The 12753-nt window shown below is 65.7% G+C and carries 8 protein-coding genes and 2 pseudogenes; 6 read left to right on the top strand and 4 right to left on the bottom strand.

The features are described from left to right. Positions 1–299 precede the first annotated feature (299 nt). Positions 300–623 (top strand): hypothetical protein, encoded by a 324-nt coding sequence (locus QMO14_RS05170; RefSeq protein WP_301505150.1) that lies wholly within the window; start codon positions 300–302, stop codon positions 621–623. Positions 624–934: 311 nt separating this feature from the next. Here QMO14_RS05170 and QMO14_RS05175 read toward each other — a convergent pair whose 3' ends face one another. The 4 genes from QMO14_RS05175 to QMO14_RS05190 form a co-directional block, all read right to left on the bottom strand. After that, entirely contained in the window at positions 935–1642 is a 708-nt protein-coding gene (locus QMO14_RS05175; RefSeq protein WP_019657009.1) for a GntR family transcriptional regulator, read from the bottom strand. Between the two features lie 32 nt (positions 1643–1674). Then, entirely contained in the window at positions 1675–3000 is a 1326-nt protein-coding gene (locus QMO14_RS05180; protein ID WP_301505153.1) for a C4-dicarboxylate transporter DctA, read from the bottom strand. 292 nt (positions 3001–3292) lie between these two features. After that, on the bottom strand, positions 3293–4174 hold the full coding sequence (locus QMO14_RS05185) for an OmpA family protein (protein ID WP_301505155.1): 882 nt from the start codon (positions 4172–4174) through the stop codon (positions 3293–3295). Positions 4175–4211: 37 nt separating this feature from the next. Next, entirely contained in the window at positions 4212–8468 is a 4257-nt protein-coding gene (locus QMO14_RS05190; RefSeq protein WP_367618147.1) for an ESPR-type extended signal peptide-containing protein, read from the bottom strand. Positions 8469–8927: 459 nt separating this feature from the next. On the opposite strand from QMO14_RS05190, the gene QMO14_RS05195 reads away from it, so the two are divergent. The 5 genes and pseudogenes from QMO14_RS05195 to QMO14_RS05215 all read left to right on the top strand — a co-directional run. After that, positions 8928–9773: a Stk1 family PASTA domain-containing Ser/Thr kinase gene (locus tag QMO14_RS05195; RefSeq protein ID WP_301505158.1), complete on the top strand. Its 846-nt coding sequence runs from the start codon at positions 8928–8930 to the stop codon at positions 9771–9773. Positions 9774–9990: 217 nt separating this feature from the next. Then, positions 9991–10128, top strand: a pseudogene (locus QMO14_RS05200) (DUF72 domain-containing protein); the annotation flags it as partial. A 230-nt stretch (positions 10129–10358) separates the two neighbouring features. Beyond that, on the top strand, positions 10359–10853 hold the full coding sequence (locus QMO14_RS05205; RefSeq protein WP_301505160.1) for a hypothetical protein: 495 nt from the start codon (positions 10359–10361) through the stop codon (positions 10851–10853). After that, a complete protein-coding gene (locus tag QMO14_RS05210; RefSeq protein WP_301505162.1) occupies positions 10832–11317 on the top strand; it encodes a hypothetical protein in 486 nt (161 codons plus the stop codon). The genes QMO14_RS05205 and QMO14_RS05210 overlap by 22 nt, the downstream gene beginning before the upstream one ends. Beyond that, a pseudogene (locus tag QMO14_RS05215) lies at positions 11289–12593 on the top strand (TCR/Tet family MFS transporter); the annotation flags it as partial. The gene QMO14_RS05210 and the pseudogene QMO14_RS05215, both read left to right, overlap by 29 nt. Positions 12594–12753: the final 160 nt, after the last annotated feature.

Here is a 12753-nt window from a genome sequence, read left to right on the forward strand (position 1 = left end):
GGTAAGTAAAGACGCCGAGCTGGGCGTAGTGCATGATAAGCCTGATGGGCCCGTCACTGTACAGTCAGCAAAGGATCAAAATGATGAAAAGCTCAAATCTTGGTCCGCCACTCGCAGTGTCGGAAAGCCGAACCTATATACCGACGGTCTGCTTGGGAGTATTCGATTAAGGACAAAAAATAATCTTTTGTGAAGAAGTTCTTGAGAGAAATATTTTGAAGAAACTAGGGCTTTCCTCGTTGGCGTTGGTGCCGTAGTTGGAGGCGGAATCTGATTGTTCGCGGGAGGGCGCATGGCTCATGAGCTATGAATATAGATTGGTTTTTGATGATCCATCGCTGATGCAGAATGTGGTGCGTACGTTGAAATCAAGCGACTCTTTAGTTGAAGATGAAGAGCGGGAGATTTTCCTAAAAGATCAGTTGCTGCAATCGAGCGCTAAATATGATGCTAGACTGATTTTGGAAAACAATTCTTCCATATGGTTGGAAGTGAAATCCAAAGCGGTTGGTCTGTATAGATTAATGATGAGTGCCCTCGAAGGTGGCGTTGTAAGATGCTATGAAGATGGAGATTTGCATGATGAGGTGAGTTTGAGGGAGGTTTTTCGCATTAAGGCATGAAGACTGGCGATCATTGCGATCGGGCTCTGCGCTTTTAAAAGTCGATCCCGGGTAGGCGCGAGATTAAAAAATTGATTCCAGTAAGTTGACTGGCGACCTGCTGCATGAAATCAAAGGAAACGGTGTGTCGTTTATTTAGCGAAATTAGCGGCGCTAGGCAATATACGAGTCGCGAATTGAGTTCCTGGGTGACCTCTGGGTGGTCCGCTCACGGGGAACCGACGAATCGCTCCGGGCGCATTGCTCGGTCGATCCCAGAACAGTCAGGATGCCGGCCGCACTCGCGGTCCAAGTGCACGTTCCCTATGCACTCACCGCCGCGCCCGCGGCAACGCCACCGGCGCCAACGTAGCCCTCAGCCTGCTCGTCGCATCCGGCTCCGCCGCAGCATCCACCTCCAGCGCCCGCTCGACATTGCCGATGTGCTCCAGCATCAGTCGCCGCGCCCCGGCCGTATCCCCGGCCTCCAGCGCCGCGACGATCGCCCCGTGCTCTGCACAGGACTGCCCGGCCTCGTGCTTCGACTGGTAGAGCGTGGCCGCCAGGGTGGTGCGCGCCGTAAGGTCGCGCAACACGTCGACCAGCAGCTGGTGCCCCATCTGCTCGGCGAGGCAGACGTGGAAATCGGCCAGCAGGAAGGCGCGGGTGGCCGCGTCGGCGCCTTCGATGGCGCGCTGCTCGTCGGCGATGTGGTCGCGCAGCTTGCGGATAACCTTCGCGAGCGGCCGGCCTTCGCTGGCCTCCAGGATGCCGGCCTCGACGATCCGCCGGGCCGAGAAGGCGTCTCGTGCCTCTTCGGCCGAAGGCTCCACCACGTACCAGCCGCGGCGCGACTGCACTTCGACAAAACCGCGCGCCTGCAGCTGCATCAGCGCCTCGCGCACCATGGTGCGGCTCACCGAGAAGTTCTCGGCCAGCGCCTGCTCGCCCAGCCGTTCACCCGGCGCGAGCTTCTGCGCGAGGATGGCCTCGACGACGCGTTCGGCGATGACGGTGGGGCTGACGTCGGGGGCGGGCATGTCGGTGGTCCTGGTCTTTCTCGTTTTCTCTTTCAGTGGCTCGCGGTGTGTACCACGGGCGCCGGCTCTGCTTCGGCCAGCGGCTCGTCGTCGGGCGAATAGTTGCCGTCGAGCACCGCATGGGCGCGTTCGCGGTCGATGTCGCCTTCCCAGGCTGCAATGGCCACGGTCGCCACGCAGTTGCCGATCAGGTTGCCGAGCGCGCGGGCAATGCCCATGAACCAGTCGACCGACAGCACCAGCACCAGGCCGATGGCGGGAATCGCCGGAATCGCGTGCAGCGTGGCCGCCAGCACCACGATGGCCGAGCCCGGCACGCCGTGCGCGCCCTTGGAGGTGACCAGCGCGATCGCCAGAATGGTCAGCAGGTCTGCCATCGAGATCGGCGTGTTGGTGGCCTGCGCGATGAACACGGCCGCCAGCGTGATGTAGATCGAGAAGGCGTCGAGGTTGAACGAGTAGCCGGTGGGAATCACCAGGCCCACCGTCGAATCGCGGATGCCCATGCGGCGCAGCTTGGCCATGACCTGCGGCAGCACGCTGTCCGACGAGGTGGTCGCAAAGACGATGGTGAGCTCCTCGCGCAGGTAGCGCAGCAGCTTGATCAGGCTGAAGCCCGACATGCGCATCACCAGCCCCAGCACCACGAACACGAAGATCAGCACCGCGCCGTAGAAGAGGGCCACCAGCATGCCCAGCTGCTTGAGCGAGCCGATGCCGTACTGCCCCACCGTGAACGCGATGGCGCCCAGCACGCCCAGCGGCGCCAGCTTGATGATGATGCCCATGATCTTGAAGAGCACCAGCGAGGTTGCGTCGATCACCGCCGCCACCGGCTTGCCGCGCTCGCCCAGCAGCGTGAGCGCGCAGCCGAAGAGGACCGCGAACAGCAGCACCTGCAGCACGTCGCCGGTGGCGAATGCGTTCACCACCGTGGTCGGGATGAGCTTCATGAGGAACTCGACGGTGCCGCCGCTCGTGAGCTTGTCGGCGTTCGAGGCATAGGCGCTCATCGCGGCCGGGTCGAGCTTGGACGGATCGACGTTCATGCCCGTGCCCGGGTGGAACACGAAGGCCAGCACCAGGCCCATGGCCAGCGCGATGGTCGTCAGCACCTCGAAGTAGATGAGCGACTTCACGCCCACCCGGCCCACGCGCCGGAGATCTCCCGCGCCGGCGATGCCGTGCACCACCACGCAGAACACCAGCACCGGGATGATCATCTTGATCAGCTTGATGAAACCGTCACCGAGCGGCTTGAGCTTGACGGCGTACTCGGGAGCCAGAAGCCCCGCGAGCACGCCGAGCACCAGCGCGATGACCACCTGACCGAAAAGCGACTTGGCGAAGCGGGGCATGAGGTCTCCTGTCTGTCTTGCCTGGGTTTTGCATGCAAGCAATGACACTTCTTGCATGCAAGAAATGTAGGCAAGAAGACTCGGAGGGCGTCAGAGGGTATTCCCGGGCACAGGCCGGCCGGGCGGAGGTCCTGGCGTTCGCCCCTCGGTCCCGCGTCCTGCCGGGTCGTTCTCACGCGAACGCGCCGCGTTTCCCAAGCGGACGCGGCTGTGCAGTTCCTTCCGTCACAGCCGAGGGTGCGGGGGGCGATTCCGGGGCAGCGATGTCACCCCCGCCCGCTCCGCGCGCCCGTCATCGCCGCACGAACACCTCGATCTCCACGCGGCGGTTCGGAGCAAGGCAGCCGATCAGCTCGGCCCGCTTCGCCGTCTGCGCGCACTGCACCTTCGGCTCCGACTCGCCCTTGCCCTGCACGTGGATGGCCTGCGCAGGCACGCCCGCCTGCGCCAGGTAGTCGCGAACGGTCTCGGCGCGCGCCAGCGAGAGCGCCTGGTTGTAGGCGGTGGTGCCGAGCCGGTCGGTGTGGCCCGTGATCCGGATCGACTCCACCGCTGCGCTGCTGCTCCTGATGTCGCTCGCCAGCGCTTCCAGCCTGCGTCGTCCTTCGGGCAGCAGGTCGGAGAGCGAGCGTCCGTCGAAGCGGAAGAGGCCATCGGCGCCGAGGGTGGTCCTCGCGGCAGGAGCCGCCGGCTGGGCGGTGGCGACGGGCGTGGCCGCCGTGCGCGGCGGGCGCAGCAGGTCGGCGCAGCCCGGGCCCTTCCAGTACATGCCGTTGGTCAGCACGTCCGCGTTGAAGCGCACCATGTATTGGCAGGTGAGGTACTCGGGACCCGCGCCGGTGCGGAAATGGAAGATGTAGTTCCACTCGCGCACGCCGCCGAGTCCTTCGCTGAAGTGCGGAAAGCCCAGCAGCTCGCGCACCTGGTCCTTGCCCATGCCGGTGCGCATGGTGCGCAGGGCGTCGAGGCTGGGGAAGGCGCCTTGCTGCCACTTGGCCGAGCCCGGGGCGGGGAAGTCGTCGTCCTTTGGTGGCGCCGGGTTTTCCGATGCGGCGCGGGCCTGCATTTCCGGCGTGACGGTGTAGCTCGGGCTGGCGCAGCCGCCGGCCAGCAGTGCAGCGAAGCAGAGCGCGGAAACAACGGAAGGGGTCCTGGAGGGAAGGAGCTTGTTCATGATGGGGTTCGTCCGGTTCATCTGTATCGCCTTCCCTTCAGTTGAAGACCCATTCCGCGCCGACGGTGGCGCCCACGCCGGCGCGGCTGGTGGCCACGCCGCCGGTGATGCTCCAGGCGTTGTTCTCCGAGGTGCGGCGGAAGCTCACGCCCACCGCGCTCTGGCCCTTGAAGGAACCCGCGCCGATGCGCATGACCGTCTTGCCCGGCACGTAGCTGCCGGGCATCTGCAGCGCCATGGCGGCGGCGACGCCGGCGTACGCGTTTTTCTCGACGCCGTCGAGGCGGTCGCCCAGGGCGTTGATGCGGTTGTTCAGGCCGGCGCTGGTCGCGTTGAGCTGGTTGACGTTGACGGCGTCGGTGCCCGCCACGCCCGGCGCCACGTTGTGCACCGTGACCGGCGCAGTGGCGTTGCTGCCGCCCATGGTCACGCTGTTGTAGTTGGTCGTGCCGTCCGCGTTGGTGTCGTACTTGACCGTCGACTGATCGATCACCGCCACCTGGCCCTGCACGCCCCGAAGCTGCGACACGTTGACTGCGTCGCTGTCGGCCGTGCCCGCCGCCACGCCGGTGATCTGGCGGAACTGGCCGCTGGCGGCATTGCCCACCGACACGGCCGCCAGCGTGCTGGTGGTCGCGCCGATGGCGATGCGCTGCGCGTCGGTCGCGGTGGGCGGCACGTAGCCGGCCACGCCCGCTGCGGTGGACGCCACCGAGCCCGCGCCCAGCGCCACGCCGCCCGCCTGCGTCACGCTTGTGCCCGCGCCCAGCGCCACGCCCTGCACCGCGGCGGCGGAAGACTGCGTGCCCAGCGCGATCGAGTCGGCCAGGTGCGAGGTCGAGCCCTGGCCGATCGCGATGCCGCCGGGCGCGCTCTGCTGCACCACGGCGCCGTTGCCGATGCCCACGCCGTTGTCGCCGTTGACCACCGTCTGCGGGCCGACCGCGACGGATTCCGCGCCGATGGCCAGCGAGTCGGCCGCCGTGGAGTTGGCGTGGAAGTACTGGATCGGCGTGACAGCGAAGGACTGCAGCGCGCCGCTGAGCTGGCGCACCGTCACGGCATCCTGCGCCTGCGTGCCGTCGGCGACGTTGGTGATCTGGCGGTAAGTGGTGGCGCTGCCGACGGAGAGGGCGCCCAGCAGCGTGCGGTCGGTCGTGTTGAATGGGATCAGCGAACTGCCCGCGGGGATGTTGCCGGTGCCGGCGGCGATGGCGCGGTCGGACACGGAGCCCGAGCCGATGGCGACGGAGCCGTCGATCGTCGCGCTGGCATCCTTGCCCGAGGCGATGGCGTCGGCACCTGTCGCGCCATTGTTGTCTTCGTTGCCGCCCCCTGTGGAGTTGACGCTGTAGTACCTGATCTTGTTCGCGGTGACCGTGCTGCTCAGGTTCTCGATCGACTGATTGGTGGCGAACAGCTGCGAGCCGTTGATCGCATCGGTCGAGTTGCCGGAGATCCGGCCGGCCGCCACGTTGGTGATCGTGCGTTCGCCGTTGAACGTGCCGACACTGACCGTGCCCACCGGTGCGATGCCCTGGAAGTTGTAGACCGTGCCGTTGATCGTCGTGCTCGGCGTCGCCACTGCCGTCGCCGTGACCGAGCCCGCGCCCAGCGCCACGCTGTTGGCGGTGCCGGCCGTGGCGCCCAAACCCATGGCCACGCTCGATGCACCCGCGGCCGTTGCGTTCTTGCCCGATGCGATGGCGTCGGCACCGGTCGCGCCGTCGTTGGCTTCATTGCCCCCGCCGGTGGAGTTGACGTGGTAGTACCTGGTCTTGCTGCCGGCCACCGTGGAGGTCAACTGGTCGATGTTTACGGCATCGGTGCCTGCCACGCCGGGCGCCACATTGGTGATCACCTTGCTGCCGGCGTTGATGCCGGTCAGCGTCACGCTCGGACCGCCCACGATGGTCAGGCCGTTGTTGTCGATCTTCGTGTTGCCGGTGGTCACGGAATTGAAGGTCGGATCCGCCACCACATCGACCCTGATCTGGTTGCCCGTGCGCGTGACGGTCGTGTTGCTGCCGTTGGCGAAATCCGCGGTCCCGCCCGGCGCGATATTTTGCGGCGCCCCGCCGTTGGCGCTCAGGTTCCACCCCTTGCCCGCCGTCGTTGCCACGTCGGCGATCGCCGAGTTGGTGGCGGACAACTGCGAGCCATTGATCGCATCGGTCGACGTGCCGGAAATCCTGCCGGCCGCCACGTTGGTGATCGTGCGTTCGGAGCCCACCGCGCCGACACTGACCGTGCTCGTTGGCGTAGTGCCCTGGAAGACATACGGCGTGCCGTTGATCGTTATGCCTGGTGTTCCCACCGCAGTCGCCGTTACCGAGCCCGAGCCCAGCGCCACGTCGCCGGCATTGTTCGCCACCGCCGTGTCGCCGAACGCGACCGCGCCCGCTGCCAGCGCCTTGCTGGTGCTGCCGATGGCCACGCTGCCCTGGCCGACTACGGTGTTCTGGTAGCCGATGCCGACCGCGCCCTGTGCCGGCGTGCCAGGCACGCTCACATCCTGGCCGCCGCCGCCGACTTTGTTGGTATTACCCATCGCCACGGAGCCGTTGCCGGTGGCGGTGTTGTCCAGGCCGTTCGCGATCGCGCCGTTGCCGGTGGCGGTGTTCGGGTCGCCGATTGCAACGGCGCCATTGCCGCTGGCAACATTGCCGGAGCCGATGGCCACCGCCTTGCCGCCGGTGGCCCTGGAACTGTTGCCGATCGCGACTGCATCGGCCGAATCGGCGACGGTGCTGTTGCCCATCGCGATTGCGTTGATTGCCGAGGCCTTGGCGCTGTTACCGATTGCGACTGCCTGGTCGGCGGACGCAGCGGCGAGTGCGCCCAGAGCGGTGGCGTTCTGGCCGCTTGCCGCCGAGCCAAATCCGATGGAAGTTGCACGGGTTAGGGTTGCGGCGGCGTTGTTGCCCATCGCCACGGCACCATCGGCGGCGGCGCTGGCTCCCGACCCCGCCGCAACCGAGCCGATTCCGGCCGACACGGCCTGATTGCCCATGGCCAGCGAGAAGTCCGCCGAAGCGTTGGCGAGATTGCCGAGCGCCGCCGAGCTGGTTCCTGCCGCGTTGGCGAGCGTGCCTACGGCGACGGCATTCTCGGCTGCCGCGTGGGCCTGATAGCCGCCGGCGAACGCGAAGTTCGCGCTGGAGTTGGCGCCGACACCGACCGCGGTGGCATTCCCTCCCGTAACCGTGGCGAAAGTACCGAGTGCGGTGGCTCCGGCCGCAGTGGCCTGGGAGGCAGCGCCAAGCGCAACTGCATTGACATTGCTTGCGATCGTGCCGGACCCCAGTGCCATCGCGCCGCCGGCGCCCGAGGTCGCTGCATTGGGGCCGAGCGCCACCGAGGTTGCCGCATCTGCCTTGCTCTGGAAGCCGATCGCGGTCGCGTTGTCCTTGGATGCCGTCACGTCCGTGCCGATGGCAATGGCCCCCACCGCTGTGGCCCCTGTTCCCGCAGCGGTGCGCGAGCCGATGTAGACCGAATTCAATTGGGTCGCGACCGACTGGAAGCCAACGGCGATGGCATTCTGGGCCGTCGCGGTGGCAGTGGTACCTTGAGCGACGGCATCCAATGCGGCCGCATTCGCTTGGTATCCCTGGGCGACGCTGCGCAGTCCGGTCGCTTTTGAGCTGGCGCCCAAAGAGATGGCGTTGTCCCCGCTGGCAATGGCGAGCAAGCCCGTTGCAACGGCATTGGCGCCGCTGGCAATGGCAACCGAGCCCGTTGCAATGGCATTGGCGCCGCTGGCGGTGACGTCCGTGCCGATCCCGATGGCACCGCCTGCCGTAGCGCCTGTCGTGGGGGCGGTACGAGCGCCCAGATAGATAGAGTTGATGGCCGAGGAATAGGCTTGGAAGCCCAGGGAGATGGAATTCTGTCCGGCGCTCAGGGAGGCATATCCCACTGAGAGTCCGCCGAGCAATTGGGCTTGTGCGCTAGCCCCGAGCGCGGTGGCCCCGATGCCTGACGCTGCGGAGCCAAGGCCCATGCAGGAGGCTGTGCTGTCGTAAGCGTTGTAGGGCGCCGGAGCACAAGTTACTGACTGTGCTTGCGCCAGCGAAGACCACCCGAGTCCACTCATCGCCAACAGTGCGGTCACGATCCCGTTGCGCAGATGCCCCGACGGAGGCGGGATGAGCGCGCTCCCTGCAGCTGCCACCCGGGTTCCGCTGCGTTTTCCTCCGGCGGAAGTGATTTCGGACGCCGCGACCCACGCGCCGAGGGATTCGTTCCACAACGAACGATAAGTCTTGTTCATGAGCCCCGTCCCATCCATTCAAAGGCCATTGAATAGCCAAAAACCATTCAGGCTCCCTGTGCAATTTTTGAAATATTTTTTTGCAAACAAATCTTATGAAACGGGATGGAGGTTGCAGCCTTTGTTGTCTCATTTTGGAGTCATTTTGTTGAATTTATTTGAAATTTAAATCAAGCCAAATGTCCAAATAGTAATGCAAAGATACTCGGTGAATTGAAATTTACAATATTAATTATTTTGATTTACTAGATATAAGTTGTAATCAGTTTCCCAATATGGGTGATTTTTTGGGAGAACATTGATTTTTCATTGAAAAGACGATATCCCGGGCTGCGGCGGCCCGTCACGGGTACGAGCGGGTACCGGAAAAAGACAAAACTCGGTGGACGCCGCGGCTCGTCGCGATAATCCCGGCCGATTCGAAACGGCGATGCCGTGCCAGGCCCTTTTCACCCATTCCTTTCCCGATCGCCCGTCATGTCTTCCCTCCTTTGCCTTCCTGCATTCAGCGCATATGCCGCTCTCTCGTTCAGCCTGGCGCTGGCCTTGCCCGCCACGGCTCAAATCGGTGCATCGGCGCCGCGCGTGCAGTCCGACCTGAAAGACATCCGCATGAAAGCGATCGCCAGCCTGCCCAAGGCCGGCGGAAGCGCCAGCGACCGCGACGGCTGCCCCTGGCGGGTGGCAAAGCCGAAGTCGGCGACGGCGAAACTGGTGGCCGCGCAGGGCTGGGCGGTGATGGCCGACGTGCCGCTGGGCGCCTATCGCGCCGTCGGCTTCGCTGGCCGGATGGAGCCCGGCACCAGCGGCACCTGCAACATCACCCAGGGCAACGTGGCGCTGTTCGACGGCGACAGGCTCTTCGCGCTGGCCTACGGCAAGTCGGCCGAAGACACCTCCATCGGCAACCTGAGCCTGCTGGAAGGCGGCACCGTGCGCGTATGGGACGGCGATATCGTCGGCGCTCCGGTGGGCGATCTGCGCATCGACGCCGACGGCACCGTACGGCTGGGCAAGCTGGCCGACGAGGAGTCGGTATGCAATGGCCGCGCCAAGGTGCCGAACATCTACGGCATGCCTATCGACAAGGCGCGCCAAGCTCTGGCCGGAAAGGGCTGGAAACCCGTGCGCATCAAGCCGGACGGCGAATCGCGCCAGGCCGGGCTCATCAGGCGCGGCATCGTCGAGGCCGAGTCCTGCGCGGGAACGGGCCTTGCCTATTGCAGCTTCAGCTACACAGGGGTGGCGGGAACACTTTCGCTGATCACGGCGGGCGAAAAGGGCCTTCCCGACGCCGTCGGCTACGACGTGAAGTGCCGTTGATCAAAATGAAAACAGCCGCCATGCATGCCGCCTGCATTGGCCTGCGCGTGGCCATCGCGGGCTCAGCCCATGCGATCGACCGCAGCGCCGCGAAGCCGGGCGCGGTGCGCTGAAGTCGGGTGGAGCAGGGCGCTTCACGGCAGGCAATGCCGGCGCGCCCACACGGGCTGTTTTGCCCTTCGCACATCCGCCGGCGCCGCAGCGCAAAAGCATCGGCTCCGGATCGGATTTCGTCTACATCCGGCTGCACGGAGACAAGGAACTCCACGCAAGCGGATATGGCGACGCGGCACTCGAGCGCCGGGCTGAGCGCATCCAAGCATGGAGCCAGGGCCGGCAGGTGGGCGATGCGCGACCGGCTTCGGGCGTCGGTGCGCGGCGGGGCGGGCCGGGGCTGCCCGCGGGCTTGAAGGCCGACTGGAACGCAGCCACCAATGCGGACTAGAACTTTCGCAGTGCCGCTCGCGTTGTTCTTTCGCAATACCCGTATTTCGCCGTGCCGGATGGCGGATCGGCACGCATTCCGATACCTAGAATCGCGCCGTTCCGGGCATCCGCCCGGCTCCATCAACCGGAGAAACCGCGATGTCCTTTTCGTTCGGTGCCGTCGTCGTCACGTACTTCCCCACCGACGGGCAACTGACGAATCTCCATGCGCTTTCGAACTCGTGCCCGCGCCTGTGCGTGGTCGACAACACGCCGGAGCCGGGCGACTGGCACGGCGCGCTCGTCGATGCGGGAATCACCGTGCTGCACAACGGCAACCGCGGCGGCATCGCGGGCGCCTTCAACTGCGGCATCACCGAACTCGAAGCGCAAGGCGCTGAGCTCTTCTTCCTGCTCGATCAGGATTCGGTGCTGCCCGCAGGTTACTTCGACGCAATGCGCCAAGCGGCGGAGACGGCACAGGGAAAGGCTTCCGGTGAAGGCAAGCAAGACGCCGCCTTCCTTATCGGCCCGCTCGTCCACGACACCAACCTCGACGCGCTGATCCCCCAATTCGGCCTGCAGGGCAGCGCGTCTACCAGTTCGACCTGCGCAAGCAATTCCCCGAGCCATTGGCGCGCTGCGCCTTCATGATCTCGTCGGGTTCGCTGATCTCGCGTGGGGCCAGGATCGGCCGCTTCGACGAGCGCTACGTGATCGACCACGTCGACACCGACTACTGCATGCGCGCCCTGCGCAGCGAGGTGCCGCTCTATCTCAACACGCAGGTGGTGCTGCGGCACCAGATCGGCGACCTCGAGGCGAAGTCGCTGTTCGGCTGGAAGATCCACGTCATCAACTATCCGGCCGTGCGGCGCTACTACATCTCGCGCAATGCGCTCGACCTCTCGCTGGCGCACATGCGTGCCTTTCCGGCGATCCTGTTCATCAACGTCTACACGCTCAAGCAGATCCTGCCCATGCTGATCTTCGAGCGCGACCGGCTCAGGAAGAGCATCGCGCTGCTGGTCGGCTGCTTCGACGGCCTGCTCGGCCGGCTCGGCGGCATCCGCGAGGCGCGTCCGCGCGTGGGCAAGTACCTTAGCCGCAGCGGTTGAGGTTGCCGCGATGAGTCCGACCCTCCAGGCACCGCGCGTGCGCCGCGCAGCGCTCGCCTTCATCTTCGTCACGGTGCTGATCGACTTCCTCGCGTTCGGCCTGATCCTTCCGGGTCTGCCGCATCTGGTGGAGCGGCTGGCCGGCGGCAGCACCGCGACGGCGGCGTACTGGATCGCGGTGTTCGGCACCGCGTTCGCGGCCATTCAGTTCGTCTGCTCGCCGGTCCTGGGGGCCCTGTCCGATCGCTTCGGACGGCGGCCTGTGATCCTGCTGTCGTGCCTCGGGCTGGCCATCGACTTCGTGTTCATGGCCCTGGCCGACAGCCTGCCGTGGCTCTTCATCGGCCGCGTGGTGTCGGGCGTGTTCTCCGCCAGCCTCACCACCGCCAATGCCTACATCGCCGACGTGACGGCACCCGAAGACAGAGCCAGGAGCTACGGCATCGTGGGAGCGGCCTTCGGCGTCGGGCTGGTGCTCGGGCCGGTGCTCGGCGGGCAGCTGAGCCACATCGATGCGCGCCTGCCGTTCTGGTTCGCGGCCGGCCTGACGATGCTCAACTTCTGCTACGGGTGCTTCGTGCTGCCCGAATCGCTGCCGCCCGAGCGGCGCAGCCGGAAGCTCGACTGGTCGCATGCCAATCCGGTCGGATCGCTGATGCTGCTCAAGCGCTATCCGCAGGTGTTCGGCCTGGCGGCGGTGATCTTCCTTGTCAACCTCGCGCAGTACGTCTACCCCAGCGTGTTCGTGCTGTTCGCCGACTACCAGTTCCAGTGGAAGGAAGACACCGTGGGCTGGGTGCTCGGCCTGGTGGGCGTGCTCAGCGTGGTGGTCAACGCGCTGCTCATCGGGCCGGGCGTGAAGCGTTTCGGCGAGCGCGTGGCCCTGCTGTTCGGGCTGGGCTGCGGCGCACTCGGCTTCGCCATCTACGGTGTGGCCGAAGCCGCCTGGATCTTCATGCTCGCGCTGCCTTTCGGCACCTTGCTCGCTTTCGCCGGACCGGCCGCGCAGGCGCTGGTCACCCGGCAGGTCGATGCAGCGGAGCAGGGGCGCATCCAGGGTGCGCTGACGAGCCTGGTGTCGGTGGCCGGCATCGTCGGCCCCGCGATGTTCGCCGGCAGCTTCGGCTACTTCATCGGCGCGGACGCGCCGGTGCGTCTGCCGGGTGCGCCGTTCTTCATTGCCGCGCTGTGCCTGTGCATCGGCGCGCTTGTCGCCTGGCGCTGCACGCGGCCGGCGGTGGCGGCCGCAGGCGAAGCGGTGGCCGAGCCAACCTGACCAACCGACGGCGCGCCGGCTGCCGTCTCTTCGGGTCGGGGACCGGTGCAGGCGGCCGCTCCCTCTTACGACTGTGCGATCAAGGTGTACTCGCCGGCCTGCCCGTACGTAATTCCCCTTACGGCTGCGTCAGATTGCAATCAGTTTGGCGCCAGAGCAT

The sequence above is a fragment of the Variovorax sp. CAN15 genome (assembly GCF_030462475.1).
GTDB lineage: Bacteria > Pseudomonadota > Gammaproteobacteria > Burkholderiales > Burkholderiaceae_C > Variovorax.